Source organism: Streptomyces sp. NPDC003379 (assembly GCF_053589195.1).
This window is the reverse complement of the sequence record NZ_JBSFRK010000022.1, coordinates 107,185-133,822: the sequence shown is the minus strand read 5'-3', so window position 1 is coordinate 133,822 and position 26,638 is coordinate 107,185. Positions and strand designations below refer to the sequence as shown.

General features: G+C 70.8%; 24 protein-coding genes. 16 read left to right on the top strand and 8 right to left on the bottom strand.

Annotation, left to right across the window (positions count from 1 at the left end; translation table 11 throughout):
• Positions 1–53: 53 nt before the first annotated feature.
• The gene (locus ACWDVB_RS22915; protein WP_451519893.1) at positions 54–1,298 is read right to left on the bottom strand and encodes a branched-chain amino acid ABC transporter substrate-binding protein; all 1,245 of its coding nucleotides are present in this window, start codon (positions 1,296–1,298) and stop codon (positions 54–56) included.
• A gap of 523 nt (positions 1,299–1,821) precedes the next feature.
• Between ACWDVB_RS22915 and ACWDVB_RS22910 the strand changes: the two genes are divergently transcribed.
• Complete coding sequence (locus tag ACWDVB_RS22910; RefSeq protein WP_451519892.1) at positions 1,822–2,025, top strand: hypothetical protein; 204 nt, start codon at positions 1,822–1,824, stop codon at positions 2,023–2,025.
• Positions 2,026–2,182: 157 nt separating this feature from the next.
• Here the strand turns inward: ACWDVB_RS22910 and ACWDVB_RS22905 are convergent, their stop codons facing one another.
• From ACWDVB_RS22905 to ACWDVB_RS22895, 3 genes are all read right to left on the bottom strand, one after another.
• On the bottom strand, positions 2,183–2,590 hold the full coding sequence (locus ACWDVB_RS22905) for a hypothetical protein (protein ID WP_451519891.1): 408 nt from the start codon (positions 2,588–2,590) through the stop codon (positions 2,183–2,185).
• Positions 2,591–2,655: 65 nt separating this feature from the next.
• Positions 2,656–3,129, bottom strand: coding sequence for a PaaI family thioesterase (locus ACWDVB_RS22900; protein ID WP_451519890.1), 474 nt, complete (start codon positions 3,127–3,129; stop codon positions 2,656–2,658).
• Positions 3,130–3,211: 82 nt separating this feature from the next.
• Complete coding sequence (locus tag ACWDVB_RS22895; RefSeq protein WP_451519889.1) at positions 3,212–5,491, bottom strand: FdhF/YdeP family oxidoreductase; 2,280 nt, start codon at positions 5,489–5,491, stop codon at positions 3,212–3,214.
• A gap of 214 nt (positions 5,492–5,705) precedes the next feature.
• Between ACWDVB_RS22895 and polA the strand changes: the two genes are divergently transcribed.
• The 4 genes from polA to ACWDVB_RS22875 all read left to right on the top strand — a co-directional run bounded on the left by polA (position 5,706) and on the right by ACWDVB_RS22875 (position 11,728).
• On the top strand, positions 5,706–8,369 hold the full coding sequence (polA, locus tag ACWDVB_RS22890; RefSeq protein WP_451519894.1) for a DNA polymerase I: 2,664 nt from the start codon (positions 5,706–5,708) through the stop codon (positions 8,367–8,369).
• Positions 8,370–8,629: 260 nt separating this feature from the next.
• Positions 8,630–10,405, top strand: a complete 1,776-nt coding sequence (locus ACWDVB_RS22885) for a lytic transglycosylase domain-containing protein (RefSeq protein WP_451519888.1) — start codon at positions 8,630–8,632, stop codon at positions 10,403–10,405.
• A gap of 169 nt (positions 10,406–10,574) precedes the next feature.
• The gene (locus ACWDVB_RS22880) at positions 10,575–10,709 is read left to right on the top strand and encodes an SPW_0924 family protein (RefSeq protein ID WP_451519877.1); all 135 of its coding nucleotides are present in this window, start codon (positions 10,575–10,577) and stop codon (positions 10,707–10,709) included.
• Between the two features lie 20 nt (positions 10,710–10,729).
• On the top strand, positions 10,730–11,728 hold the full coding sequence (locus ACWDVB_RS22875; protein WP_451519878.1) for a DUF3068 domain-containing protein: 999 nt from the start codon (positions 10,730–10,732) through the stop codon (positions 11,726–11,728).
• Here the strand turns inward: ACWDVB_RS22875 and hrpB are convergent.
• Positions 11,725–14,307 (bottom strand): ATP-dependent helicase HrpB, encoded by a 2,583-nt coding sequence (hrpB, locus tag ACWDVB_RS22870; RefSeq protein WP_451519879.1) that lies wholly within the window; start codon positions 14,305–14,307, stop codon positions 11,725–11,727. The genes ACWDVB_RS22875 and hrpB overlap by 4 nt on opposite strands.
• 4 nt (positions 14,308–14,311) lie before the next feature.
• Positions 14,312–15,133 (bottom strand): class I SAM-dependent methyltransferase, encoded by an 822-nt coding sequence (locus tag ACWDVB_RS22865; RefSeq protein WP_451519880.1) that lies wholly within the window; start codon positions 15,131–15,133, stop codon positions 14,312–14,314.
• 363 nt (positions 15,134–15,496) lie between these two features.
• Between ACWDVB_RS22865 and rpsA the strand changes: the two genes are divergently transcribed.
• The 4 genes from rpsA (at position 15,497) to ACWDVB_RS22845 (ending at position 19,166) form a co-directional block, all read left to right on the top strand.
• On the top strand, positions 15,497–17,017 hold the full coding sequence (rpsA, locus tag ACWDVB_RS22860) for a 30S ribosomal protein S1 (protein ID WP_451519881.1): 1,521 nt from the start codon (positions 15,497–15,499) through the stop codon (positions 17,015–17,017).
• A gap of 167 nt (positions 17,018–17,184) precedes the next feature.
• Positions 17,185–18,123, top strand: a complete 939-nt coding sequence (locus tag ACWDVB_RS22855; protein WP_451519882.1) for a PAC2 family protein — start codon at positions 17,185–17,187, stop codon at positions 18,121–18,123.
• 23 nt (positions 18,124–18,146) lie between these two features.
• The gene (gene coaE / locus ACWDVB_RS22850) at positions 18,147–18,782 is read left to right on the top strand and encodes a dephospho-CoA kinase (RefSeq protein ID WP_451519883.1); all 636 of its coding nucleotides are present in this window, start codon (positions 18,147–18,149) and stop codon (positions 18,780–18,782) included.
• Between the two features lie 15 nt (positions 18,783–18,797).
• Positions 18,798–19,166 (top strand): tetratricopeptide repeat protein, encoded by a 369-nt coding sequence (locus ACWDVB_RS22845; RefSeq protein ID WP_451519884.1) that lies wholly within the window; start codon positions 18,798–18,800, stop codon positions 19,164–19,166.
• A gap of 15 nt (positions 19,167–19,181) precedes the next feature.
• Here the strand turns inward: ACWDVB_RS22845 and ACWDVB_RS22840 are convergent, their stop codons facing one another.
• Positions 19,182–19,442, bottom strand: coding sequence for a DUF6343 family protein (locus ACWDVB_RS22840; RefSeq protein WP_451519887.1), 261 nt, complete (start codon positions 19,440–19,442; stop codon positions 19,182–19,184).
• Between the two features lie 98 nt (positions 19,443–19,540).
• On the opposite strand from ACWDVB_RS22840, the gene ACWDVB_RS22835 reads away from it, so the two are divergent.
• Both ACWDVB_RS22835 and ACWDVB_RS22830 read left to right on the top strand, forming a co-directional pair.
• A complete protein-coding gene (locus ACWDVB_RS22835) occupies positions 19,541–20,257 on the top strand; it encodes a class I SAM-dependent methyltransferase (RefSeq protein ID WP_451519885.1) in 717 nt (238 codons plus the stop codon).
• A 133-nt stretch (positions 20,258–20,390) separates the two neighbouring features.
• Positions 20,391–20,834: a DoxX family protein gene (locus ACWDVB_RS22830; RefSeq protein ID WP_451519886.1), complete on the top strand. Its 444-nt coding sequence runs from the start codon at positions 20,391–20,393 to the stop codon at positions 20,832–20,834.
• A gap of 216 nt (positions 20,835–21,050) precedes the next feature.
• Here ACWDVB_RS22830 and ACWDVB_RS22825 read toward each other — a convergent pair whose 3' ends face one another.
• Complete coding sequence (locus ACWDVB_RS22825; RefSeq protein ID WP_451516820.1) at positions 21,051–21,485, bottom strand: RNA-binding S4 domain-containing protein; 435 nt, start codon at positions 21,483–21,485, stop codon at positions 21,051–21,053.
• 150 nt (positions 21,486–21,635) lie between these two features.
• On the opposite strand from ACWDVB_RS22825, the gene ACWDVB_RS22820 reads away from it, so the two are divergent.
• The 5 genes from ACWDVB_RS22820 to pip all read left to right on the top strand — a co-directional run bounded on the left by ACWDVB_RS22820 (position 21,636) and on the right by pip (position 26,496).
• Entirely contained in the window at positions 21,636–21,902 is a 267-nt protein-coding gene (locus ACWDVB_RS22820; protein WP_451516821.1) for a hypothetical protein, read from the top strand.
• 104 nt (positions 21,903–22,006) lie between these two features.
• Complete coding sequence (locus ACWDVB_RS22815; protein ID WP_451516915.1) at positions 22,007–23,467, top strand: YfcC family protein; 1,461 nt, start codon at positions 22,007–22,009, stop codon at positions 23,465–23,467.
• 106 nt (positions 23,468–23,573) lie between these two features.
• Positions 23,574–24,296, top strand: a complete 723-nt coding sequence (locus ACWDVB_RS22810; protein WP_451516822.1) for a uracil-DNA glycosylase — start codon at positions 23,574–23,576, stop codon at positions 24,294–24,296.
• Positions 24,297–24,329: 33 nt separating this feature from the next.
• Complete coding sequence (locus ACWDVB_RS22805; protein ID WP_451516823.1) at positions 24,330–25,520, top strand: MFS transporter; 1,191 nt, start codon at positions 24,330–24,332, stop codon at positions 25,518–25,520.
• 25 nt (positions 25,521–25,545) lie between these two features.
• On the top strand, positions 25,546–26,496 hold the full coding sequence (pip, locus tag ACWDVB_RS22800) for a prolyl aminopeptidase (protein ID WP_451516824.1): 951 nt from the start codon (positions 25,546–25,548) through the stop codon (positions 26,494–26,496).
• The last annotated feature ends 142 nt before the right edge of the window (positions 26,497–26,638 follow it).

The following is a 26,638-nucleotide window of genomic DNA, read 5'->3' as shown; positions in this document are numbered from 1 at the left end:
GGGGCGCTGTCGGGCAGCGCCCCGCGCGGCGGTGTCGTGCTGCGGGTGGTGGGTCAGCCGGTGTAGGTGCCGGACTTGACGGGCTTCCAGCCCTTGGTCGGGTCGGTGGTGTCCTTGACCTGGTAGACCGTGAGCTGCTTGTTGGTGGCGTCGCCGTATTCGTCGAAGGAGACCTTGCCGGTCACGCCGTCGAAGGAGACGTCCTGCATGGCGTCGACGATCTTGGCGCGGGCGTCGGAGGGCAGTTCGCCGTCGTTGTCGTCGACGACCTTCTTGACGGCTTCGATGATGGCCCAGGCGGAGTCGTAGGAGTAGCCGCCGTAGGCCTCGTAGGCGTCCTTGTAGCCGGCTTTCTCGTAGTTGGCGATGAACTCCTTGGCGGAGGGCAGCTTTTCTACGGGCTGGCCGACGGAGGTGGCGTAGTCGCCCTTGCCGTCCTTGCCGGCGAGTTTGATGTAGTCGGCGCTGTAGATGCCGTCGCCGCCGACGAGGGGGATCTTGGCTCCGGCTTTCTTCATCTGCTTGCTGAGGGGGCCGGCGGCGGGGTATTCGCCGCCGTAGTAGACGACGTCGGCGTCGGAGTTGCGGATCTTGGTGGCGACGGCGCCGAAGTCCTTGGTGTCGGGGTTGACGTGTTCGGTGCCCGCGACTTTGCCGCCGAGCTTGGTGAACTCGTCCTTGAAGGTGGCGGCGAGGCCGGCGCCGTAGGTCTTCTTGTCGTCGACGACGAAGACCTTTTTCTTCTTGGCCGTGTTGTACAGGTACTGCGCGGCGAAGGGGCCCTGGATGGCGTCCGTGGTGGCGGTACGGAAGTAGGCCTTGTAGGGGCGGACCTTCTTGCCGCCGTTCCAGTCCGGGCCCTGGGTCATGGCCGGGTTGGTGTTGGCGGGGGAGACCTGGACGAGTTTGGCGTCGTCGAAGACTTTCTGCATGGATTCGCCGACGGAGGAGTTCAGGGGGCCGACGGCGCCGAGGAGCTCCTTGTTGGCGACGAACTTGGTGGCGTTCGTCTGGCCGGAGGAGGGCTGGCCCTGGTCGTCGGCCGACTGCATCTTGAAGGTGATGCCGTCGACGTACTCCTTGGCGTTGGCCTGTTTGACGGCGAGCTCGACGGAGTTGCGGATGCCGAGGCCGAGCGCGGAGAGGTCACCGGTCAGTGGCGCGTCGACGCCGATGACCACGGTGGTGCCGCCGCCGGGGTCTTCCTTCTTGTTGTCGTCGCGTGAGCCACAGGCGGTGAGGGTGAGAGCCCCGGCGGTGAGTGCGGCGGTGATGGCTATGAGCGAACGTTGACGCACGATCAGTCCTTTCCCCTGGCACGGCTGTCCCTTGTTGGGATGCCGAGTCGAGCGCGGAACCGAACTGAGGGGAATCCGGTGGGCGCGGTGACTGGCCGTGACTCTAAGGGCGCCTTTGTGCCTGGTGGAGTGGTCGGACCAAGGCTGTGACGCTCTTGTTATGCCACGGAGTATTCCGGGCTGGAACGCAGGGGGCGGTTGAGGCCGAATCTGACCTTGTTCGGTGGATCTCGGCGTATCCGCATGCTGAGAATCTCCAGGACAAGTGGCAGGAGTGTCATGGTGTTTGGCTCATGACACGCGTGTTCGTGGGCATGCGGCGGTCAGCGCTCCGGAAAGATCATTCGCGTATTCCGGACCGAGGATGTAACTCTGTCTCGCCTTTGCACGCGCATTACGCAGTGTTACTTCGAGGAAAGGGAGTCCGGCATTCCGTGGCACTTCTCCACATTCGCGAATGTGCATCGTGATGATCAACTTCCGGGGTTTTCCCGTTTTCACCGTGAATGGGGTGCCAGGGGATGTGCCCAGCGAAAGCGCCGCCGAGGGCTGGGCGACCCGGCGGACGGTCACCGGGGGCCCCGACTCCTGGGTGAACCTGACAGCGAAAGTGAACGTCCGCTCCCCGGCCCGCGGGCGGGACATCTCGCCCGTGTACGTCACCGACACGCTCTGCGACGGCCAGGGCGGGGGCGGCTCGGGCGGCGGCTCCGGGCGGGTCAGGTAGAGGGTCACTCCGGCCGTGCCCAGCACCGCCGCCGTGGCGGCGGCGATCGCCGTACGACGGTGGCGGAGCCGGCGCGGGGTGGGCGGCCGTACCGGCTCGCGGGTGGCGCTCTCGTGGTCGTAGGTGTCCTCGCCCGGCTCGACCGGGCCGATGGCGTTCACACCCACGGCCCGTCGCTCGGCCCGCCGCCGCGGTAGCGCTCGGCGCACCGCTCGCGCGCCTGCCGCGTGATCAACTCGCGCCCGGCGGTGGCCGTTTCGCGTCTGCGCTCGGCGCGTGCGGCGTCCAGGATGTCGCGCAGGATCAGGTACTGCCCGTTCGACAGACCCATCGACTGGTAGTCGCCGTAGGCCGAGCCGCCTGAGCCGTCTGAGCCGCCTGAGTCTCCCGACTCGTAGATCTGCCGCGCCCACTTGGTGATGATCGCGGTGCAGAGGTCGGCGGGAGAGGTGGCGCTGGCGGTGGCGCTCTTGGGGTCGGGGGCGGGGTCGCCGCAGCCCGTGCCGAGGGCCGGCGGAAGGGTGAGGGTGAGGGCGAGCGCACAGAGCCGTATCCGGTGCCTCATGTGCCGACGCTAGACCGGAGCCGCACGCCCCGACAATGTGTGTGCGCCCGCCCTCCGTGGGGGGATCAGCCGGTCGCGCCGTCCCTGGGGGCGTCCCGCAGCATGCACGTCAGGCGCGCACTGCACACCCGCTTGCCCTGCTCGTCGCTGATCACGATCTCGTACGTCGCCGTGGAGCGGCCCCGGTGCACGGGCGTCGCCACGCCGGTGACCAGGCCGGAGCGGGCGCCGCGGTGGTGCGTGCAGTTCAGGTCGACGCCGACGGCCAGCTTGTCGATGCCGCCGTGCAGCATCGCGCCGACGGAGCCGAGGGTCTCGGCGAGCACCGCGGAGGCGCCGCCGTGCAGCAGGCCGTACGGCTGGGTGTTGCCCTCGACCGGCATGGTGCCGACGACGCGCTCCGCCGAGGCCTCCACGATCTGTACGCCCATGCGGGTGCCGAGGTGGCCCGCCGAGAACAGGGAGGGCAGATCGACACCGAGCGAGGCGTACTCGTCGATGACCTCTTGCGGGAACTTCACGCTGTGCTGCTCGCCCATGGGGTCCGGCTCCGTTCGTTCGACGTCGACACCTGTCGCTGCCTGTGGCGGCTACCTGTCACTGCCTTCGCTGAGCAAACGCTCAGTCGGTCGCTGATTGTTCCAGGCGTACGACGACGGACTTGCTGGCAGGGGTGTTGCTGGTGTCCGCGGTGGCGTCCAGGGGCACCAGGACGTTGGTCTCGGGGTAGTACGCGGCCGCGCAGCCCCGGGCCGTCGGGTAGTGCACGACGCGGAAGCCGGGCGCGCGGCGCTCCACGCCGTCCCGCCACTCGCTGACCAGGTCGGCGTACGTCCCGTCGGCCAGGCCCAGTTCCCGGGCGTCGTCCGGGTTGACCAGGACGACGCGGCGGCCGTTCCTGATGCCGCGGTAGCGGTCGTCGAGGCCGTAGATGGTGGTGTTGTACTGGTCGTGGGAGCGCAGGGTCTGCAGCAGCAGCCGTCCCTTCGGGACGGCCGGGTACTCGACGGGGGCGGTCGTGAAGTTGGCCTTGCCGGTGGCGGTGGGGAAGCGGCGCTCGTCGCGCGGGGCGTGCGGCAGGGTGAAGCCGCCGGGGTGCGCCACGCGCGCGTTGAAGTCCTCGAAGCCGGGCACGACGCGCGCGATGCGGTCGCGCACGGTGGCGTAGTCCTTCTCGAACTCCTCCCAGGGGGTGCGGGAGGCGCCGCCGAGGACGCGGCGCGCGAGGCGGCACACGATGGCGGGCTCGGAGAGCAGCTGGTCGCTCGCGGGCTCCAGGCGTCCGCGGGAGGCGTGCACCATGCCCATGGAGTCCTCGACGGTCACGAACTGCTCACTGCCGCCCTGGAGGTCGCGTTCGGTGCGGCCGAGGGTGGGCAGGATCAGGGCGCGCGCGCCCGTGACGGTGTGCGAGCGGTTCAGCTTCGTGGAGACGTGCACGGTCAGGCGCGCCTTGCGCATCGCCGCCTCGGTCACCTCGGTGTCGGGGGAGGCCGCCACGAAGTTGCCGCCCATGGCGAAGAACACCTTCGCCTCGCCGTCGCGCAGGGCGCGGATGGCGCGCACGACGTCCAGGCCGTGGTGGCGGGGCGGCGCGAAGCCGAACTCCTTCTCCAGGGCGTCGAGGAAGGCGGGCGCGGGCCGCTCGAAGATGCCCATCGTGCGGTCACCCTGCACGTTCGAGTGGCCGCGCACGGGGCAGACGCCCGCGCCGGGGCGGCCGATGTTGCCGCGCAGCAGCAGGAAGTTGACGACCTCGCGGATGGTCGGCACCGAGTGCTTGTGCTGGGTGAGGCCCATCGCCCAGCACACGACGGTGCGCTTGGAGGCGAGCACCATGCGCAGTGCCTCCTCGATGCGGGTGCGGTCGAGGCCCGTGGCCTTCAGGGTCTCGTCCCAGTCGGCGTCCCGCGCGGCGGTGACGAACTCCTCGTATCCGTGGGTGTGTTCGCGTACGAACGTCTCGTCGACCGCGCCGTCCGTCTGGAGGATGAGCTTGTTGAGGAGGCGGAAGAGGGCCTGGTCGCCGCCGAGGCGGATCTGGAGGAAGAGGTCGGTGAGGGCGGTGCCCTTGAGCATGCCCTGGGGGGTCTGCGGGTTCTTGAAGCGCTCCATGCCCGCTTCGGGCAGCGGATTGACCGTGATGATCTTCGCGCCGTTGTTCTTGGCCTTCTCCAGGGCGGAGAGCATGCGCGGGTGGTTGGTGCCGGGGTTCTGTCCGGCGACGATGATCAGGTCGGACTGGTAGAGGTCTTCGAGCAGGACGCTGCCCTTGCCGATGCCGATCGTCTCGGTCAGCGCGGAGCCGGACGACTCATGGCACATGTTCGAGCAGTCGGGGAGGTTGTTCGTGCCCAGCTCGCGGGCGAACAGCTGGTAGAGGAACGCCGCTTCGTTGCTGGTGCGTCCCGAGGTGTAGAAGACGGACTCGTCCGGGGAGTCCAGGGCGGCGAGCTCCTCGGCGACGATGTCGAAGGCCCGCTCCCAGGAGACGCGTTCGTAGCGCTCGGCGCCCTCCGCCAGGTACATGGGGTGGGTGAGGCGGCCCTGCTGGCCCAGCCAGTACCCGCTGCGGGTGGCGAGGTCGGCGACGGGGTGGGCGGCGAAGAAGTCGGGGGTGACGCGGCGGAGCGTGGCTTCCTCGGCGACCGCCTTCGCGCCGTTCTCGCAGAACTCCGCCTTGTGGCGGTGGTCCGGCTCGGGCCAGGCGCAGCCGGGGCAGTCGAAGCCGTCCTTCTGATTGACGCGCAGCAGGGTCAGCGCGGTGCGGCGCACGCCCATCTGCCGCTGTGCGATCTTCAGGGTGTGGCCGATGGCGGGCAGCCCCGCCGCCGCGTGCTGCACCTGGTCGACCTGCGGCGCGTCCTGGACCGGATCGCCCTTGGGCGGCTTGCTTGCCATGGTCGGCTCCCCTTCGAGCACGTGCGTGAGCTACGTCTCCGATCCTCCCACGCGCCGGTGACAATGCCGGGCGCAGGGGCGGGACGGGACGGGACTGTCAGTGGGGCGTGGCAGGATCGGGGACGTGGCAGAAACAGCAGCGAAGAAGAAGTCCGAGACCGCGGCGACCAAGGCCGGCGGGGCGGGTGGCGAGCAGCGCCCGCGCCTGCTCCTCATGGACGGGCACTCCCTGGCGTACCGGGCGTTCTTCGCGCTGCCCGCGGAGAATTTCACGACCGCGACGGGGCAGCCGACGAACGCGATCTACGGCTTCGCGTCGATGCTGGCGAACACCCTGCGTGACGAGGCGCCCACGCACTTCGCGGTGGCGTTCGACGTGTCGCGCAAGACGTGGCGCTCCCAGGAGTTCGCGGACTACAAGGCGAATCGCTCCAAGACCCCGGACGAGTTCAAGGGTCAGGTGGAGCTGATCGGCGAGATGCTCGACGCGATGCACGCGGTGCGTTTCGCCGTCGACGGCTTCGAGGCGGACGACGTCATCGCGACGCTGGCCACGCAGGCGGAGGCAGCCGGTTTTGACGTGCTGATCGTTACGGGGGACCGCGACTCCTTCCAGCTGATCACCGACCATGTGACGGTGCTCTATCCGACGAAGGGCGTCTCGGAGCTGACGCGCTTCACGCCGGAGAAGGTCGTGGAGAAGTACGGCCTGACGCCCAGCCAGTACCCCGACTTCGCGGCGCTGCGCGGCGACCCGTCGGACAACCTCCCCGGCATTCCCGGTGTCGGCGAGAAGACCGCCGCGAAGTGGATCAACCAGTTCGGTTCGTTCGCCGACCTCGTCGAGCGTGCCGAGGAGGTCAAGGGCAAGGCCGGGCAGAATTTCCGCGACCACCTGGACGCGGTCAAGCTCAACCGCCGCCTCACCGAGATGGTGCGTGACGTGGAGCTGCCCAGGACGGTCGCCGACCTGGAGCGCGCTCCGTACGACCGCACGGCGCTCGCCATGGTCCTGGACACCCTGGAGATCCGTAATCCCTCGCTGCGCGAGCGTCTTCTGGCCGTCGACCCGGGCGCCGAGGAGGCCGAGCAGACCCCGGCCGCGCCGGGCGTCGAGCTGGACGGCGCGGTCCTGGGCGCGGGTGAGCTCGCCCCGTGGCTGGCCGAGCACGGCAAGGCGATCCTCGGTGTCGCCACGGTCGACACCTGGCAGCTCGGCTCGGGCACCGTCACGGAGGTCGCGCTCGCCGCGGCCGGGGGAGCGGCCGCCTGGTTCGACCCGGCCGCGGTCGACGAGGCCGACGAGAACGCGTTCGCGGCGTGGATCGCCGACCCGAAGAAGCCGAAGGTGATGCATAACGCCAAGGCCGTGATGCGGGTCTTCCCCGAGCACGGCTGGGCCGTGGACGGCGTCACCATGGACACCGCCCTGGCCGCCTACCTGGTCAAGCCTGGCCGCCGCTCCTTCGCCCTGGACGCCCTGTCCCTGGAGTATCTGGGCCGTGAGCTGGCGCCCGCCTCCGCCGCCGACGGACAGCTCGCCTTCGGTACGGAGGAGGACGACCGGGCCGAGGCCGACCATTTGATGTCGCAGGCCCGCACCGTCCTGGACCTGGGGACGGCCTTCGGTGAGAAGCTGCGCGAGGTCCGCGCGAGCGACCTGCTGCAGGATGTCGAACTGCCGACGTCCACGCTCCTCGCGCGCCTGGAGCGGCACGGCATCGCGGCCGACCGCGCCCATCTGGAGGCGATGGAGCAGCAGTTCGCGGGCGCCGTGCAGCAGGCCGTGAAGGAGGCGCACGCCGCGGCGGGGCACGAGTTCAACCTCGGTTCGCCCAAGCAGCTCCAGGAAGTCCTCTTCGGTGAGCTGAACCTCCCCAAGACGAAGAAGACGAAGACCGGTTACACCACGGACGCCGACGCGCTGGCCTGGCTCGCCGCCCAGACGGAGAACGAGCTGCCGGTCGTCATGCTCCGCCACCGCGAGCAGGCGAAGCTCCGCGTCACGGTCGAGGGCCTGATCAAGTCGATCGCCGCGGACGGCCGCATCCACACGACGTTCAACCAGACGGTGGCCGCCACGGGCCGTCTCTCCTCGACCGACCCGAACCTCCAGAACATCCCGGTCCGCACGGACGAGGGCAGGGCGATCCGCCGCGGCTTCGTCGTCGGCGAAGGCTTCGAATCGCTGATGACCGCGGACTACAGCCAGATCGAGCTGCGTGTGATGGCGCACCTCTCCGAGGACGAGGGCCTCCTGGAGGCGTTCACGTCCGGCGAGGACCTGCACACCACCGTCGCCTCGCAGGTGTTCTCCGTGGAGCGCTCGCACGTCGACGCGGAGATGCGGCGCAAGATCAAGGCCATGTCGTACGGCTTGGCGTACGGCCTGTCGGCGTTCGGCCTCTCCCAGCAGCTGAACATCGAGGCGGGCGAGGCGCGCGCCCTGATGGACACCTACTTCGAGCGGTTCGGCGGCGTGCGCGACTATCTGCGCCGCGCGGTCGACGAGGCCCGCGCCACGGGCTACACGGAGACGATGCTGGGCCGCCGCCGCTATCTTCCCGACCTCAACAGCGACAACCGCCAGCGCCGCGAGATGGCCGAGCGGATGGCGCTGAACGCCCCGATCCAGGGCACGGCCGCGGACATCGTGAAGATCGCCATGCTGAATGTTCACCGGGCGCTCACCGAGGCGAGGCTCGACTCCCGCATGCTGCTCCAGGTCCACGACGAAATCGTCCTGGAGATCGCTCCGGGCGAGCGGGCGAAGGTGGAGGAGCTGGTCCGCAGGGAGATGGCGGGTGCGGTGTCCCTGCGCGCGCCGCTGGATGTGTCGGTGGGGGTGGGGGCGGACTGGGAATCCGCGGCGCACTAGCCCTCCCAGGCCGGGTGGCGGTGGGGTGTGCGCGGTTCCCCGCGCCTCTTCGGGGCGCGGGACGACCCCTCGGCGTAACAGGTCTGTCGCGGGTCCAGGCCAACCGGTAAGAACCGGGCACGAACGGGTGCCTGGGCGCGGCAAGTTGTCGTAGTGTCGCCAGAGCCGTCCCCCCGGAGAGCACGCACGTACGAAGACAAGCGTGTACGGAGGCGGGGCCGGCGCACAACAGTCTTCAAAAGGGGAGGGGTGGCTCGGTCATGGCGCCGGTATTCGGCAGGCGGCTGCGCAGGGGAGCGGTGACCAGCGCGGTGGCCGCGGCGGCGGTGGCGGCGCTCGCCGCTTCGCAGGCCCCGGGCGTGACGGACGTCCCACGCGACGAGTGGACGGCGGGAGCGGCGGACACCCCGTCGGCGGGTGACTCCGCGACCGGCGACTCGCCCTACTACACCGACCTGCCGCCCCTCCACAGCCCTGTCCCGCCGACCGCGCCCAACGGCGGTGACAAGGACGCCGAGGCGGGCGTGCCGGCCACCGTCCTGGACGCGTACAAGAAGGCCGAGACCGCCCTCGCCGACGCCAAGCCCGGCTGCAACCTCCCCTGGCAGCTGCTCGCCGCCATCGGCAAGGTCGAGTCGGGCCACGCCAGCGGCGGCCGCGTCGACGCGAACGGCACGACGACGCCCAAGCAGATCCTCGGCCCGCCGCTGAACGGCGACGGCTTCGCGAAGATCACCGATACCGACAAGGGCGCGTACGACGGCGACACGACGCATGACCGCGCGGTCGGGCCCATGCAGTTCATTCCGTCGACGTGGGCGGGCTCGGGCCAGGACGGCAACAACGACGGCCGCAAGGACCCGAACAACATCTACGACGCGGCGCTCGCCGCGGGCCACTACCTCTGCGCCAACGACCGTGACCTGTCGGTCGAGGCCGACCTGCACAAGGCGATTCTCAGCTACAACCGCTCGACGGAGTACCTGAACACGGTCCTGTCGTGGCTGGAGTACTACCGCAAGGGCACCCACGAGGTCCCGGACGGCAAGGGCGTCCTGCCGGGCGACCGCAGCGACAACCGCTACCGGAGCCCCAGCCTGACGCCGGGCGGCTCCGGTTCGCCCTCGAAGAAGCCCGGCAACATCGACATGACCGGCACCCACACGCCCCCCGCAGACAACGGCAATCCCGGCAACGGCGGCGGCACCGGCCCCAGCAGGCCGCCGGGCAACGGCGACGAGACGCCCGACCCCACGCCCCCCACGCCCGCCGAGCGGGTCGCCCGCCTGGCGGACGCCGGCACCGGCCCGCTGGCCGCGACGGCCGGGGACGCCTTCGCCGGGCGCGTTCAGGTGCGTACGGAGTCCAAGTCGGGCGCGGCCGTCGCCAAGGTCAAGGTGAAGTTCAGGGTCGTCGGTGACACGGACGCCCGCTTCGACGGCGGCGCGAGGAGCGCTGTCGTCACCACGAACGCCTTGGGCAGGGCCACCGCTCCGGTGCTCAAGGCGGGCGAGACGACGGGCTCGTTCACCGTGCGCGCCACGGTCGTGGGCCGCAAGCTGACGGGCCTCGACTACACCGCCAAGGTCGCCGAGCGCCAGGCGGACGCCCTCGCCCGGACCAGCGACAAGCCGCTGACCTGCGAGGCGGGCAAGGAGTTCACCGACCGGGTCGAGGTCAGGGCGACATACAAGGGCGAGGCGGCCGACGGCGTCGCGGCCACCGCCACCCTGGTCAAGTCGGCGGCGGACAGCACGGCCAACGACAAGGGCCCCTACTTCAAGGACGCGAACGGCAAGGCGGTCCGCGTCCTCAAGGGCCTGAAGACCGACGCGAACGGCCTGTTGAAGCTGCCGCGGCTGTACGCGGACGACGCGGCGGGCACGTATCTGCTGCGCGTCGTCACGACCGGCGGCGCCACCGTCACCGTCGAGCTGAAGGTGACCGCCCCGGCCAACCCGGGCACCACCGCCCCGGCCAACCCGGGCACCACCACCCCGGCCACCCCGACGGCCCCCACCACCTCGGCGGCCTGACCACCCGCCCGCCCCGCCCTCCAGAGCTCACAGGACCGCCCCCGCGCCACCCACGGCGCGGGGGCGGTCCTGTGTTGTGCGACGTGTTCTCATCTCGCCCCCGCGTTGCTACGGTGCCCGCCCTGACGCCCTATCAGTTGCGGCCGCAAGCCGACCCGAAAGGCCCCGCATGCGTGCCCTCATCGCCGCCGCCGCCGGTCTCACCGTCGCGCTCGCCCTGGTTTTGACGGTCACGGCGATCGGCGCCCCACCCGGCGAGACGTCTCCCAAGCCGCTGCTCACCACTGTCCCCAAGCACCCGTAGACGTAGGGAGGGTCGCCGCGATGCGCCGCAAGGCAAGCCTCGTCCTGCTCGCCTTCGCCGTGTTCTTCACGGCCATGTCCCCGCTCATGCGCTGGTACGCCTTCCCGCGCCTCGCGAAGATCCCGCCGAGCCAGTACCAGGAAGCGGTCCTGGAGGCGAAGAACCCCACCCTCATCGACTACGGCTCGATGAAGGCCGAGAAAGTCGACAAGGTCACCATCGTGCAGACCCTCAAGGGCAACGTGGAGGCCTCGGAGAAGATCGAGAAGAGCGCCGACCGTGACGTCGTCGTCTGGGACGCGCTCTCCTACGTCCAGGACTCCGAGGGCAAGATGGTCTCCAAGGTTCCCGAGCGCTACATCTTCGACGCGCACAGCCAGGAACCGGTGCACGCCACCGGCGAGTCGGTCGACGGGGACCCGGTCAAGCGCGAGGGCATCGAGTTCAAGTGGCCCTTCCTCACGGAGAAGCGGGACTACGAGTACTTCGACGCGCAGGCCCGCGTCGCCAAACCCATCCACTACAAGGGCACACGGACGTTCCGCGGCGTGCGGGTCTACTACTTCGAGCAGACCATCCCCTGGACGAAGGTGCCCTTCCCCAAGACGATGCCGGTCAAGGGCATCACGCCCAAGTCCCTCGCCGAGACCGGCACCACCCGCTGGTACACCACGGTCCGCAAGTTCTGGGTCGAGCCGACCACCGGGGCCCCCGTCTACGGCGAGGAGATCCAGAAGAACGAACTGCGCGGCGGCACGCTCCTCGGCGGACGCGACAAGGTCACGGTCTTCGCCGGGCACGTGAAGATGCGCGAGGACTACATCGAGAGCACCGTCGACCTGGTCACGTCCCAGCGGCTCCTGGTGCTCCTGCTGACCTCCTACCTCCCCTGGGGCTTCCTCGTCCTCGGCCTGCTCCTGCTCGCGCTCTCCCTGTGGCTGGAGGCGCGCGGACGCAGGCCCGGGGACCGCGAGCCGAAGGCCACGAACGACCCCGAACCGGCACCGGTCGACGCCTAGCCCGTGGTCCGGGTGCCCGCGTCCCGTCGCGCCTGGCGGGCCTTGGTGTACCGGGTCGGTTCGGCCGTCGCGGGGTCCTCCGGCCACGGATGCCTCGGGTAGCGGCCGCGCAGTTCCGCCCGCACCGCGCGGTACCCCTCGCGCCAGAAGGACGCGAGGTCGGCGGTGACGGCGGCGGGGCGTCCCGCCGGGGACAGCAGATGCACGAGTACGGGCACGCCGCCGGCCGCGATCCGCGGTGTCTCGGCGAGGCCGAACATCTCCTGGAGCTTCACCGCGAGGACGGGCTGCTCGGGGTCGGAGTAGTCGACCCGCACCTTGGACCCGCTCGGCACCTCCAGCCGTTCCGGGGCCAGCCCGTCGAGGCGCGCGGCCTCGCCGGTGGCCCACGGCAGGAGCCGCGCGAGCGCCTGCCCCGCGTCGACGCGGCCCAGGTCGGACCGGCGCCGCGCCCTGGACAGCTCCGGCTCCAGCCATTCGTCCACGCGCGCGTGGAGGGCGTCCTCCGACACGTCCGGCCAGGGCGCCCCCAGGTGCCGGTGCACAAACGCCAGCCGCTCGCGCAGCTCCCGCGCCCCCCGGGACCACTTCAGCAACCCGGTACCTTCCTCACGCAACCCCGTGAGCAACCCTTCTCGTACGAGGACGGGGTCGGCGTCCTTCAAGGGGCGCACCGCCAACTCCACGGCCCCGAGGCTCTCGACGTGCCTCGCCACCAGATCGCCACCGGACCACGCCACTTCGTCGCGCTCCGCGTGCAGCGGCGCGGCGGCGCTCCGCGCGATGTCCTCGTCGATCTGCGCGCCCAGCAGTACGCGCGCGTGCCCGGCGCCCACGGGACGGTCCGCCACGGCCACGGCGATCCACTCGGCCCCCGTCAACGCGGAGCCCGGCCGAAGCTCGGCGCGCGTCCCGTTGGCCATGAGATACGTCCCTCCGCCAACCGCCCGAGCCACCCGCTCGGGAAACGCGAGGGCGGCGACGACTCCGGCCCCCCGCTCCTGCACGTCATCCGGCGCCGAAGGCGCGGGCGCGGAGCCCGGGGCACCCCTCCCCGCGGGGGCGTCCGCCGCCGAAGCCAAGCGCCGTGTCTCCGTGCGCCACCGCGCCGCATACGCGTCCCCGCCCCGCCGAGCGGCCCGCCACGCCGCGGCGAGGTCGTCCCCGTACTCCCGCGGCGGCTCCTCGCTCAGGAGGGCGACCACCTCCGCCGCCCGCCGCGCGCCCACGCGAGGCACCGCGTCCAGCAGGGCGCGCGCCAGGCGAGGATGCAGACCCACCCGCGACATCCGCGTTCCCCGCCGCGTCACCCGCCCCGTGGCGGCCTCCACCGCCCCGACCGCCGTCAGGACATCCCGCGCCGCCGCCATCGCGCCGCCCGGCGGCGGATCGAGGAGGGCGAGCCCGGAGGCGTCAGGATCGCCCCAGCACGCCGCCTGCAAGGCGAACGCGGCGAGGTCCGCCACCTTGATCTCCGGAGCGGGAAAACGCGGCAGCCGCCCGTCCTCCGCCTCCGCCCAGCACCGGTACACGGCCCCCGGCGCCTCACGCCCGGCCCGCCCCGCCCGCTGCCGCCCCGCCGCCTGCGAGGCCCGCACCGTCGCCAGCGCGCTCAGGCCCCGCGCATGGTCGACCCGCGGCTCGCGCGCGAGGCCCGAGTCCACGACCACCCGCACGCCGGGCACCGTCAACGACGACTCGGCCACCGACGTGGCGAGCACGACGCGCCGCCCCGGCGACCCGGTGAGGACCGCGTCCTGCACGGCGGCCGGCGCCCGCCCGTGCACCTGAAGCACCTCAAGGTCCCCGAGGCCCCCCAGCTGTCCGGCCACCCGAGCGATCTCGCCGACCCCCGGCAGGAAGCACAGGACGTCACCGTCCCGCTCGGCCAGCGCCCGCCGCACCACCGACGCCACATGTGTCAGGAGCACCGGATCGACCCGCATGCCGTGCGGCGGCCGCACCTCACGCGCGGGGGGCGCCCACACCACCTGAACGGGGTGCGCGGTTCCCCGCGCCTCGACCACGGGCGCGCCCCCGAGGACGCGCGCCCACCCCTCGGCGTCGGTCGTCGCGGACGCGGCCACGAGCCGCAGATCGGGCCGCAGCGCCGCCCGTACGTCCACCAGGAAGGCCGCCACCGTGTCCGCGTCCAGATGCCGTTCATGGCACTCGTCGATGATGACGACGTCCACGCCGGTCAGCTCCTGGTCCCGTTGCAGCCGCTGGAGCAGGACGCCCGTCGTGACGACCTCCACGCGCGCGTGGGGACCCACCACCCGCTCCCCGCGCACGGTGTAGCCGACGCTCCCGCCCACCTTCTCGCCGAGCAGCCACGCCATCCGCCGCGCGGCGGCCCGAGCGGCGATGCGCCGCGGCTCGGCGACGACGACACGACGTACGCCCTGAAAGGCGCCAGGCGCCTCGATCAGGCCAGCGAGGGCCAGCGGCACCAGCGTCGTCTTGCCCGTGCCGGGCGGCGCACACAGCACCGCGCTGCCCGGCCCCTCCAGAGCGGAACGGAGGGCGGGCAGCGCGTCGCGTACGGGCAGGTCCAGGAAGGCGGGGTCACGGATCACCCGCTCAGTCTCGTACGCATACGTAGATGGCGGTCCCCGGGATCAGGTTTCCGCGCAGCGGGGACCAGCCGCCCCACTCCTGGGTGTTCCAGGCGGGCCACTCCGGCTCCACGATGTCGACGAGGCGGAAACCGCCCGCCACGATGTCCCGCACCCGGTCGCCGATCGTCCTGTGGTGCTCCACATAGACGGCGTTGCCCTCCTCGTCCTGCTCCACATAAGGAGTGCGGTCGAAATAGGAGGCCGCTACGGAGAGCCCCTCCGGGCCCGGCTCGTCGGGGAAGGCCCAGCGGATCGGATGCGTCGCGGAGAAGACGAAACGGCCGCCGGGCCGCAGCACGCGACGCACCTCCTTGAGGACCAGCACGGGGTCGGCGACGAAGGGCAGCGCCCCGTAGGCGGAACAGGCGAGGTCGAAGGCGCCGTCCTTGAAGGGCAGCACCCCCGCGTCGGCCTGCACCAGGGGCACCGTGCCGCCGATCCGCAGCGCGTGCTGGAGCTGGCGGTGCGAGAGGTCCAGGGCGACGGGCCGCGCGCCCTGCGACAGAAGCCAGCGCGAGCACTGGGCGGCGCCGGCGCCGATCTCCAGGACGTCCTTGCCCTTGAGCTCCTCGGGCGGACCGAGCAGTTCGGCCTCCACCTCGTCGAGCCCCTCGGGGCCCCACACGAAGCGGTCGTCCCCGAGGAACGTGCCGTGCTCGATCTGGTAGTCGTCCGCGTTCCGGTCCCACCAGCCGCGGTTCGCGCGACTGCTCTCCGTGATGTTCGCGTCACGGCGGGTGGCCTCGGGCTCGGGCAGTTCGGACTCTTGGATGATCGGCTCCATCGTCGTAATCTTTCGTGTCTTCCGCCGGACCTCGTCGCGAGGGGGCGCGGTGCGGCCCGTGTGGCCTCAGACGACAGGTTTTGTGCCGGGTATGAGGCGATCCGCCCCGGGTGTGCGCCTTCGCGCATTGACCCTTTCCGGCTGCCCCCGTATGCTACAAGTTGCGCTGCGAGCCTGCCGTCCTCAGACATAGCAGGATGCGCTCGCATCTGTTGCATGTCCCCTCGGTTGTCGAGGCGCCTTCCGTTTCTTCGGAAACTCAGGAATCGGCGCTTCCCAGGCTGTCCGGCTTCTTCAGAGCGAAATCGGCTCCGGCGCTAGCAGTACCTACGACTCACTGTCCGTACCGGAGCCCTTACCCACATGACGAGCAGCACCGAGACCACCGCTTCCACCACCCCGCAGGTAGCGGTCAACGACATCGGTAACGAGGAAGCCTTCCTCGCCGCGATCGACGAGACGATCAAGTACTTCAACGACGGCGACATCGTCGACGGCGTCATCGTGAAGGTCGACCGGGACGAGGTCCTGCTCGATATCGGTTACAAGACCGAAGGCGTCATCCCGAGCCGCGAGCTCTCGATCAAGCACGACGTCGACCCGAACGAGGTCGTCAAGGTCGGCGACGAGATCGAGGCCCTGGTTCTCCAGAAGGAGGACAAGGAAGGCCGTCTGATCCTGTCCAAGAAGCGCGCTCAGTACGAGCGAGCCTGGGGCACGATCGAGAAGATCAAGGAAGAAGACGGCATCGTCACCGGTACGGTCATCGAGGTTGTCAAGGGTGGTCTCATCCTCGACATCGGCCTCCGTGGCTTCCTGCCGGCTTCCCTCGTCGAGATGCGCCGCGTCCGCGACCTCCAGCCCTACGTGGGCAAGGAGCTCGAGGCCAAGATCATCGAGCTGGACAAGAACCGCAACAACGTGGTCCTGTCCCGCCGTGCCTGGCTCGAGCAGACCCAGAGCGAGGTCCGTCAGACCTTCCTCACGACCCTGCAGAAGGGTCAGGTCCGCTCCGGCGTCGTTTCCTCGATCGTCAACTTCGGTGCGTTCGTGGACCTCGGCGGCGTCGACGGTCTCGTGCACGTCTCCGAGCTCTCCTGGAAGCACATCGACCACCCCTCCGAGGTTGTCGAGGTCGGCCAGGAAGTCACCGTCGAGGTTCTCGACGTGGACATGGACCGCGAGCGTGTCTCCCTGTCGCTCAAGGCGACGCAGGAAGACCCGTGGCAGCAGTTCGCCCGCACGCACCAGATCGGGCAGGTTGTTCCCGGTAAGGTCACCAAGCTCGTTCCGTTCGGTGCGTTCGTGCGCGTCGACGAGGGCATCGAGGGCCTGGTCCACATCTCCGAGCTGGCCGAGCGCCACGTGGAGATCCCGGAGCAGGTCGTCCAGGTCAACGACGAGATCTTCGTCAAGGTCATCGACATCGACCTTGAGCGTCGCCGGATCTCGCTGTCGCTGAAGCAGGCCAACGAGTCCTTCGGCGCCGACCCGTCGGCCGTCGAGTTCGACCCGACCCTGTACGGCATGGCCGCGTCCTACGACGACCAGGGCAACTACATCTACCCCGAGGGCTTCGACCCCGAGACCAACGACTGGCTCGAGGGCTACGAGACCCAGCGCGAGGCCTGGGAGACCCAGTACGCCGAGGCGCAGTCGCGCTTCGAGCAGCACCAGGCTCAGGTCATCAAGTCCCGCGAGGCCGACGCTCAGGCCGAGGCCGAGGGTGTCGCGGCTCCCAGTGGCGCGGCTCCGGCCGCGGGCACCGGTGGCGGCGGTGGCGGCGGTTCGTACTCCTCGGAGTCGGACGACAACTCCGGCGCCCTGGCTTCGGACGAGGCGCTTGCCGCGCTTCGCGAGAAGCTGGCCGGTGGCCAGAGCTGAAGTTCGCCTCCAGGCGGTTGTAGCTGAACAACACTGCGGGCCCGTACCTCCCTTTCGGAGGTGCGGGCCCGCAGTGCGTTCCGGTTCGGCCGCGGAGGGCGCGTGGACGGGAATGCCCGTGTCCTCGCGTGCGTTCTCCGTTACGAACACGAGGAGGAGCGGTCACAGTGCTTGATCCGCAGGGTTTGTACGCATGGGAGCCGAAGGGCCTCGCCGTCGTCGACATGGCGCTCGCCCAGGAGTCGGCGGGACTGGTCATGCTCTACCACTTCGACGGATACATCGACGCGGGGGAGACCGGCGACCAGATCGTCGAACGCCTCACCGACAGCCTTCCGGGGCAGGTGGTGGCGAGATTCGACCACGACCGCCTCGTCGACTACCGCGCCCGCCGTCCGCTGCTCACCTTCCGGCGCGACCGCTGGTCCGACTACGAGGTGCCGACGCTCGACGTCCGCCTCCTCCAGGACGCCACGGGGGCACCCTTCCTGCTGCTCTCCGGTCCCGAGCCGGACATCGAGTGGGAGCGCTTCGCGGCCGCCGTCCAGCAGATCGTGGAGCGCCTCGGCGTGCGCCTGTCCGTGAACTTCCACGGCATCCCCATGGGAGTGCCGCACACCCGCCCCGTGGGCCTCACCCCGCACGGCAACCGCACCGACCTGGTGCCGGGCCACCGCAGCCCCTTCGACGAGGCACAGGTGCCCGGCAGCGCGGCCTCCCTCGTCGAGTACCGCCTCCTGGAGGCCGGTCACGACGTGCTGGGCGTCGCCGCGCACGTCCCGCACTACATCGCACGCTCCACGTACCCGGACGCGGCCCTCACGGTCCTGGAGGCGATCACCGCCGCCACCGGCCTGGTGCTGCCCACGGTCGCCCACGGACTGCGCACCGAGGCGCACCGCACGCAGACCGAGATCGACCGGCAGATCCAGGAGGGCGACGAGGAGCTCGTCGCGCTGGTCCAGGGCCTTGAGCACCAGTACGACGCCGCGGCGGGCGCGCAGGAGCGGGGCAACATGCTCGCCGAGCCGGCCGACATCCCGTCCGCCGACGAGATCGGCCGTGAATTCGAACGCTTCCTCGCCGAGCGGGAGGGCGACGCGTAGCGCCACCGCCTAAGCTGCCGGTCATGCTGAAAGTGGGCCTGACCGGCGGCATCGGCGCCGGCAAGAGTGAAGTCTCGCGGCTGCTCGTCGCGTCCGGTGCCGTGCTGATCGACGCCGACAAGATCGCGCGTGAGGTGGTGGAGCCGGGAACCCCCGGCCTGGCGGCCGTCGTTGACGCCTTCGGGCGGGAAATCCTGGCTCCGGACGGGTCCTTGGACCGGCCGCGGCTCGGCGCGATCGTCTTCGCCGACGCCGGGAAGCTGGCCGTCCTGAACTCGATCGTGCACCCGCTGGTCGGCGCCCGCTCCGCCGAGCTCGAACGGTCGGCGTCGGACGACGCGGTGGTCGTCCACGACGTGCCGCTGCTCGCCGAGAACGGCCTGGCGCCGCTGTACGACGTCGTGGTCGTCGTCGACGCGAGTCCCGAGACGCAGCTCGACCGCCTGGTGCGGCTGCGCGGCATGAGCGAGCAGGACGCCCGCGCGCGGATGGCCGCGCAGGCCACCCGCGAGGAGCGCCTGGAGGCCGCGGACATCGTGATCGACAACGACGGCCCCCTCGAAGGGCTCCGGGAGCGGGTCGGCGAGGTGTGGGCGGACCTCGTACGGCGCGGGCGCGGAATAGGGACGGCCGCGGCGGGCGTTGACGCTGGGGAGTGAGGGAAGGAGTCCAGCGTGCCCGAAATCACCCCGGAGACTCACGTCATCGACTTCCGCGCGGCGGAGCAGCTCCTTGCCGCACGGGACCCACGCGGCGCGGTGAAGCTGCTCGACACGGTCATCGCCGCCCACCCCGAGAACACCGCGGCCCGGCTGCTGCGGGCGCGCGCCTTCTTCGCCGCCGCGCAGCTGCGCGCCGCCGAGCTGGAGTTCAGCATCGTCCTGGAGCGCGAGCCGGACAACGCGTTCGCGCACTTCGCGCTCGCCCGCACCTACGAGCGCGGCTCGCGGCCCGACCAGGCGCGACGCCACTTCCGCCTCGCGGCCGCGCTCGACCCCCAGCCCGAGTACGTGGCGGCGGCCCGCTTCGACAAGGAAGACTGACCGCGCCGGGCGGAGCTAGGGGGAGCCCGGCGGATCGTACGGCGGGACGTCGGGACCCGGCTGGTAGTGCGGGCCCTGACGCATGCGGTGCACCACCCACGCCAGGTCGGCGGCGACCACCAGCAGCAGCACCCCGCACGCCACCGCCCATGCCGTCCGCCCGGTGAGCGCGAAGGCGGCCGTTCCGAAGGCCGCCCAGACGAGCCCCCATACGCTGAACCAGAAGCGCATCCGCAGGGGGCTGCGCGCGGTCGCCGGTTCACTGCCTGTACGCATCATCAGAAGTCATCTCCTCCTTTCAGGATAGAGAGGGCGGGCGGCGAGGGCTTGTGGGTGCTGGGGAACGAGCCGGTGGCGTCCTTCGTTGGAGGGGCATGAGTGTGGAGATGCGTGAGGGATACGAGGGAACGGGACCCGGCGCGATCACCCCGGACGGCTGCGCGGTCGACCTGTACACGCGCCTGTCCGTCGGCGACGAGCCCGATGTCATCGCGGGGGCGGTGCCACCCGGTTCGCACATCCTCGAACTGGGCAGCGGTGCGGGCCGGGTGACCCGGCCACTCCTGGAGCGGGGCTTTCGCGTGACGGCCGTGGACGAGTCCGCCGAGATGCTGGAGAAGGTCGCCACGCTCGACGGCGGGGTGCGCACGGTGCGGAGCCCGATCGAGCGGCTCGACCTGGACGAGAAGTTCGCCGTGGTGATGCTCGCGTCGTTCCTCGTGCACACGGGAGACGTGGCCGTGCGGCGCGGGATGCTGCGGGCCTGCCGAAGCCATGTCACGGACGGCGGCTGCGTGCTGATCCAGCGGGAGGGCGAGGATTACCACACGAATCTGCCGAGGGAGCGCGTCGACCCGGGCGGCTACACGATCCGCATCGTCTCGGCGGAGCCCGTCGGAGACGGTGTGAACGAGGTGCGGGCGGAGTACGTTTTTCCGGACGCCGTATGGACGCAGACGTTCCGCGCCCGGCCGCTCACCCGCGCCCAGTTCGAGGCGGCGCTAGCGGAGGAGGGCCTGAAGGTCGACAAGTACCTGACCGAGGACGGCACTTGGGTGCGGGCGGTGCCGGTGGCCGTGGCGGCTGGCTGAGACGACCAGGATTTTCGGGCGGGAGCGATGAGTTTCGTGGCGCGGTCCTGTCTATACCGGTGACAGCACAACAGCGCGGCAGGCCGACAGCCCGGAGGCGAGGCCCGCCCGATCCGCTCACCGAGGAGACAGCATGTCCGCCACCGCCACCGCCACGGCCAACGCCACCGCAGTCACCACCGCCCGTACCGGCCCCCGTGGCCGTGGCGCCCGCATCACGCTGCGTACCTTGCAGGTGCTGTTCGCCGTGTTCTTCGGTGTCGCGAGCGGCGTGCCCAAGCTGATCGCGCACCCGACCGCCGTCGAGTCCTTCGACAAGCTCGGCTGGGGCGCGCCCGGCATGTACACCATCGGCGCGCTGGAGCTGCTCGGCGGCATCGCGCTGCTGATCCCGCTGCTCTCCTCGCTGGCCGCGACGGCGTTCATCGGCCTGATGGCCGGCGCGTTCATCGTGACCGTCACGGCGCTCGGCGGGGAGAACGCGGCCACGCCGCTGATCCTGATCCCGCCGCTGGCGTGGATCGCGTGGGCGCGGCGCGACGAGACGACGAAGCTGATCGCCCGCGTCCGGGCGTGAGACGAGACCGACCGCAGCGACAAGGCGCGCATCGCGTCACATCGCCTCACCTCGCCTCGCTTCACCCAGCACCGCACCGCACCGCATCGCATCGCAGAGAAGTCCCGGCAACACGCCGTACATGACGGCGTGTTGCCGGGACTTTTCCGCGACCAGCAGCCTCGGGGCCCGAAGGCCGCCAGGCCGCTAGGCCGCTAGGCCGCAAGGCCTGGCGGTCTAGCCCTCCGCGCCCCTCAGGCGTTCCATCTCGCGGCGGTCCCGCTTCGTGGGGCGGCCCGCGCCCCGGTCGCGGATGCCCGCGGGGGCCACGGCCTCGCGCGGCGGGGGCGGCGGGCTGTTGTCGACGTACGCCTCGGCGGCGACCGGCGCGCCGACGCGCTTGCGGATGACGCGCTTGACGATGACGACCCGCTCCCGGCCGCCCGCCTGCCGCAGCCGCACCTCGTCGCCCACGCGCACGCCGTACGCGGGCTTGACGCGCTCGCCGTTGACCCGCACATGGCCGCCCTTGCAGGCGGCGGCGCCCATCGGGCGTGTCTTGACGAGGCGGACCGACCAGATCCAGCTGTCGACGCGCACCGAGCCCTCGCCCGCCGGCGCGCCGCCGCCCGGGGCGCGGCCCTTGCCGCCTCCTGAAGTCTCCGAAGCCATGTACCGACCTTAGTCCGGCTCCGGCGCGGCATGCCCGGCTCCCGGCGAGCCGTCCGGAATCCGCTGAGCGCGGCCGTCGATAATTCGGGCCAATCACAATAAAACGGTCCAGATGCGACCTACGACTCACGACTCGCAAGGGTGCTGCCCATGACGTCTTTCGAAGCGACCGTCGACGGTCTGATGGGCGGACTGCGGGCCGACCTCGAACGGCTCGCCGCGATTCCCTCGATCGCCTTTCCCGGGTTTCCGGCCGAGCCGGTCGAGGAGGCGCACGATCTGCGCTCGTTCAAGCCCATCGGCGTCCCGCTCACCGACCATGCCGCGCGGTGCGCCTTCGTACGGGAGTACGCGGCCGTAGGGGAGGCCGTAAGGGAGTACGCGGCCGACGTTCAGCCGGGAGGCGGGGCCGCGTGAGTGCCACCGGGACGCCGGTCGGCGGGGACCCGGCCGAAGGGCCCTCCGGAGACGAAGGGCCCTCCGGAGAGCGGGGGAAGCGGAAGTACACCTTCCCCAGCGCTCTGACCGTCCTCGCCGTCGTCACCGTCGCCGTCTGGCTGCTCGCCTTCCTCATCCCCTCCGGGCAGTACGACCGGAACGACTCCGGCGCCCCCCTCCAGGGCACCTACCACCGCGTCGACTCCGGACAGTCCTTCGTCGACCGCCTCAACGATCTGTTCCTGTCCCCCGTCAACGGCCTCTACGGCATCCAGGACGAGGCAACCTCGCTCGTCGCGCCCGACAACGCCGGCTCGCTGTACGGCAGCGCGGGCGTGTTCCTTTTCGTGCTCGCCATCGGCGCCTTCATCACCGTCGTCTTCGCGACCGGGGCGCTCGACCGGGGCATCGGGCGGCTCGCGCACCGGCTGCGCGAGCGCGGGGCGCTGCTCATCGCCGGTGTCATGGTCGTCTTCTCCGTCCTCGGCACCGTCGAGGGCTTCGCCGAGGAGACGCTCGGCTTCTACGGGCTGATCGTGCCGCTGATGCTCGCCCTCGGCTACGACCGTATGACCGCCGTCGGCGCCATCATCCTCGGCGCGGGCGTCGGTGTGCTGTGTTCGACCGTGAACCCCTTCGCGACGGGCGTCGCCTCCTCCGCCGCCGACATCTCGCTCGGCGACGGCATCGTGCTCCGCTTCGCCATGTGGATCGTCCTGACCGGGGTCACGGTCGCGTACGTCGTCCGCTACGCCCAGCGCGTGCGGCGCGACCCGGAGCGCTCCCTGTCCGGCTTCCTGCCCGGCGACCGCGACCGCGAGCGGGCCGCCGCCGGCGCGAGCGAGGTGCCGGAGCTGACCCGTCTGCACAAGGCCGTACTCGTCGCGACGGCGCTCGTCTTCGCGTTCATGATCTTCTCGGTCGTCCCCTGGTCGAGCGCGCTCACCGGCGACGCCGACGCCACTCCGTACGGTTTCGAACTCGGCTGGTCCTTCCCGCAGCTGGCGGCCCTGTTCCTGTGCGCGGCCGTCCTCGTCGGGCTCGTCGCGCGGATGGGCGAGCAGAGACTCAGCTCCACGATCATCCAGGGCGCCGCCGACTTCGTCTCGCCCGCGCTGGTCATCCTGCTGGCCCGCGGCGTCACGACGATCATGAACAACTCGAAGATCACGGACACGGTGCTCCACTCCATCGAGGGGGTGGTGAAGGGCACGTCGTCCGGGCTCTTCGCGGTCATCGTCTTCATCGTGAACCTGCCGCTCGCCTTCCTGATCCCCTCCACCTCCGGCCACGCCACGCTCGCCATGCCGATCCTCGCCCCGCTCGCCGACTTCGCCGGGGTCTCCCGCGCCGTCGTCGTCACGGCCTGGCAGGCGGCCAGCGGCTGGATGAACCTGTGGGTGCCGACGACGGCGGTGACCATCGGCGGCGTGGCGCTCGCGAAGGTCGGCTACGACAGATATATGCGGTTCGTGTGGCCGCTGCTTGCCGTGCTGTTCCTGCTGATCTGCGGGTTCGTGGCGCTGGGGGCGGCGATGACCTGAGGGTACGTTAGGTACTTTACGTATGTACGTACGTCAAGTACCTAACGTACGCACATACCTGCGTACGTTCGTACGTTACGTACGGTCGTTACGTACGGTGGAGGGCATGGACGGCCTGAGCGAACTGGACGAGCGGATCACCGGCTGCCGCGCCTGCCCACGCCTCGTCGACTGGCGCGAGGAGGTCGCGCGCACCAAACGCGCGGCCTTCGCCGACTGGACGTACTGGGGGCGCCCAGTGCCCGGATTCGGACCGCACGACGCCTCGCTGCTGATCATCGGTCTCGCGCCCGCCGCGCACGGCGCCAACCGCACCGGGCGGATGTTCACCGGCGACCGCTCGGGGGAGTTCCTCTACCCGGCGCTGTACGACGTCGGCCTGGCCTCGCGCCCCACGGCCGAGAGCGTCGACGACGGCCTGACCCTCTACGGCACGCGCATCACCTCGCCGGTGCACTGCGCCCCGCCCGAGAACAAGCCCACCACCGGAGAGCGCGACACCTGCCGCTCCTGGCTGGTGAGCGAGCTCAAGCTGCTCGCCCCGACGCTCAAGTCGGTGATCGTGCTCGGCGGCTTCGGCTGGCAGGCCGCGCTGCCCGCCTTCGCGGCGGCGGGCTGGCAGGTGCCGAGGCCCCGGCCGGCGTTCGGACATGGGGCGCACGTGGTTCTGGAGGGCGGCCCCGAGGGGGAGGGGCTCGACCTCTTCGGCTGCTTCCACGTCAGCCAGCGCAACACGTTCACCGGACGGCTCACGCCCGCGATGCTGCGGGACGTGCTGCGTACGGCGGCCATCGAAGCGGGGCTGCACCCGGACGGCCCAGCAGAGTGAGCCGCGGCGCACGGTGATTCCTAGCGTGAGGGCGTGGACGAGACTCTCGCGGCCAGACCCTCCGCCGCCGCCTACCGCAACCTGGCCGTGGCGACCGTCGGCTTCACGTTGACCTTCTGGGCCTGGGACCTGGTGGCGCCGCTCGGCAGCGACTTCAAGGACCGCCTCGGACTCAGCTCCTTCGAGCAGTCGCTCCTCGTCGCCGTGCCGGTGATCGTCGGCTCGCTGGGCCGCGTGCCGGTCGGTGCGCTCACCGACCGCTACGGCGCCCGGCTGATGTTCCCGCTGGTCTCGGCGCTGACCATCGTGCCGGTGCTGCTGATCATCCCGGCCAGGAACAGTTACGTCGCGATGCTCGGCGTCGGCTTCCTGCTGGGCCTCGGCGGAACGACGTTCGCCATCGGCATCCCCCTCGTCAACTCCTGGTTCCCGCCCGCCCGCAGAGGCTTCGCGCTCGGCGTCTTCGGCATGGGGATGGGCGGAGTGGCGCTCTCCGGCTACTTCACGCCGCGCATCGCCGAACACGGCGCCAATCTGCCCTTCGTCATCGTGGCCATCGCCCTCGCCGCGTTCGCGCTGCTCGCGGCGGTGCTCATCACCGACCGCCCGGACCGGCCCGCGCCCACCACCGCGCTCACCACCCGGCTCGGGCAGGCCGGCCGGCTGCGGGCCACCTGGGAACTGTCGGCGCTGTACGCCATCGGCTTCGGCGGGATCGTCGCCTTCGGGGTGTACCTGCCCACGTATCTGAAGACCTGGTACGACCTCTCGCCCACCGACGCCGGCACCAAGGCGGCCGGATTCGCGCTCGTCACCGTCGTCTTCCGGCCCATCGGCGGCTGGCTCTCCGACCGGTTCCACCCGGCCACCGTCACCTCCGTCGCCCTCGCGGTGGTCGCGTTCTTCGCCGTCGTACAGGCCTTCGACCCGACGCTGGACCCGATCGGTACCATCTGCTTCCTCGTCATGGCGGCGGGCCTCGGCACCGCGAGCGGCAGCGTCTTCGCCCTAGTCTCGCAGGTCACCCCGCAACCGCAGGTCGGCTCCGTCACCGGCATCGTGGGCGCGGTGGGCGGCCTGGGCGGGTTCCTGCCGCCGCTGCTCATGGGCGCCATTCACAGCGCCAAGGACTCGTACTCGATCGGCTTCATGCTGCTCTCCGACCTGGCGCTCGCGGGCTGCGTCTACGCCTACGGGCGGATGCGGAATCCGAAGGCGGTCTGACGCGGGCCCCGGTTAGGGTGCCGCGATGGGCCTCTATCCGGACATCGAACCCTACGACCACGGCATGCTCGACGTCGGCGACGGCAACCGCGTGTACTGGGAGGCCTGCGGCAATCCGCGCGGCAAGCCGGCCGTGGTGCTGCACGGCGGGCCCGGATCCGGCTGTACGCCCTTCTTCCGCAGGTACTTCGACCCCGACGCGTACCGGGTCGTCCTGCTCGACCAGCGGGGCAGCGGCCGCTCCACGCCGCACGCGAGCGACCCGGCGACCGACATGAGCGTCAACACGACCCCGCATCTGCTCGCCGACCTCGAACTGCTGCGGCGGCACCTGGGCATCGAGCGGTGGCTGGTGTGGGGCGCGTCGTTCGGTTCGGTGCTCGGGCTGCGGTACGCGCAGACGCATCCCGAGCGGGTCTCGGAGCTGGTCCTCACGGGGCTGGCCACGGGCAGCCGCGCGGAGGTCGGTCTCCTGACCCGGGGGCTGGGGAAGATCTTCCCCGAGGCGTGGCGGGCCTTCCGGGACGGTGTGCCGAAGGAGGACCGGGACGGGGATCTCGCCGCCGCCTACAACCGGCTCCTGGAGTCACCGGACCCTGCGGTACGGAGCGCCGCCGCGCGGGCCTGGACGGACTGGGAGACGGCGTTCGAACCGGCACCGCCGCGGTCCGTCCCCCGCTACGAGGACGCGGCCTTCCGCGCCGGTTTCGCCCGCACCGTCACGCACTACTTCGCCAACGACCACTGGCTGGGCGGCGACGAGGTAGTCCTGCGCGCCGCGGGGTCCCTCCGGGGGATTCCGGGTGTGATGGTGCAGGGCAGTCTGGACTTCGGCAACCTTGTCGGCATCCCGTGGCGGCTTCAGCGGGCGTGGCCCGGGAGCGAGTTGATCCTTGTGAATGACGTGGGGCACAACGCGGGCGCTCGCGGGGTCGCGGACGAGCTGGCTGCGGTGACGGATCGGTTCCGGGGGTGATGGTTGTGTGTGGCGGTGTGATGCGGTGTGGTGCGGTGCGGTGCGGCTGAGTCTGGTCGGGTTCGGTCGGGTTCGGCTGGGTCCGGTCGGGCTGCGTTCAGCTGGGTCCAGTCGGGTTCGGCTGGGTCCGGTTGGGTTCAGC

Excerpts from the sequence above, each read along its gene's own strand:
- ACWDVB_RS22825 (WP_451516820.1), bottom strand. The coding sequence starts at position 21,485 with ATGGCTTCGGAGACTTCAGGAGGCGGCAAGGGCCGCGCCCCGGGCGGC.
- ACWDVB_RS22835 (WP_451519885.1), top strand. The coding sequence starts at position 19,541 with ATGAGTGTGGAGATGCGTGAGGGATACGAGGGAACGGGACCCGGCGCG.
- ACWDVB_RS22810 (WP_451516822.1), top strand. The coding sequence starts at position 23,574 with ATGGACGGCCTGAGCGAACTGGACGAGCGGATCACCGGCTGCCGCGCC.
- polA (WP_451519894.1), top strand. The coding sequence starts at position 5,706 with ATGGACGGGCACTCCCTGGCGTACCGGGCGTTCTTCGCGCTGCCCGCG.
- ACWDVB_RS22875 (WP_451519878.1), top strand. The coding sequence starts at position 10,730 with ATGCGCCGCAAGGCAAGCCTCGTCCTGCTCGCCTTCGCCGTGTTCTTC.
- ACWDVB_RS22900 (WP_451519890.1), bottom strand. The coding sequence starts at position 3,129 with ATGGGCGAGCAGCACAGCGTGAAGTTCCCGCAAGAGGTCATCGACGAG.
- pip (WP_451516824.1), top strand. The coding sequence starts at position 25,546 with ATGGGCCTCTATCCGGACATCGAACCCTACGACCACGGCATGCTCGAC.
- rpsA (WP_451519881.1), top strand. The coding sequence starts at position 15,497 with ATGACGAGCAGCACCGAGACCACCGCTTCCACCACCCCGCAGGTAGCG.
- ACWDVB_RS22865 (WP_451519880.1), bottom strand. The coding sequence starts at position 15,133 with ATGGAGCCGATCATCCAAGAGTCCGAACTGCCCGAGCCCGAGGCCACC.
- ACWDVB_RS22905 (WP_451519891.1), bottom strand. The coding sequence starts at position 2,590 with ATGAGGCACCGGATACGGCTCTGTGCGCTCGCCCTCACCCTCACCCTT.
- coaE (WP_451519883.1), top strand. The coding sequence starts at position 18,147 with ATGCTGAAAGTGGGCCTGACCGGCGGCATCGGCGCCGGCAAGAGTGAA.
- ACWDVB_RS22885 (WP_451519888.1), top strand. The coding sequence starts at position 8,630 with ATGGCGCCGGTATTCGGCAGGCGGCTGCGCAGGGGAGCGGTGACCAGC.
- ACWDVB_RS22895 (WP_451519889.1), bottom strand. The coding sequence starts at position 5,491 with ATGGCAAGCAAGCCGCCCAAGGGCGATCCGGTCCAGGACGCGCCGCAG.
- ACWDVB_RS22840 (WP_451519887.1), bottom strand. The coding sequence starts at position 19,442 with ATGCGTACAGGCAGTGAACCGGCGACCGCGCGCAGCCCCCTGCGGATG.
- ACWDVB_RS22880 (WP_451519877.1), top strand. The coding sequence starts at position 10,575 with ATGCGTGCCCTCATCGCCGCCGCCGCCGGTCTCACCGTCGCGCTCGCC.
- ACWDVB_RS22830 (WP_451519886.1), top strand. The coding sequence starts at position 20,391 with ATGTCCGCCACCGCCACCGCCACGGCCAACGCCACCGCAGTCACCACC.
- ACWDVB_RS22820 (WP_451516821.1), top strand. The coding sequence starts at position 21,636 with ATGACGTCTTTCGAAGCGACCGTCGACGGTCTGATGGGCGGACTGCGG.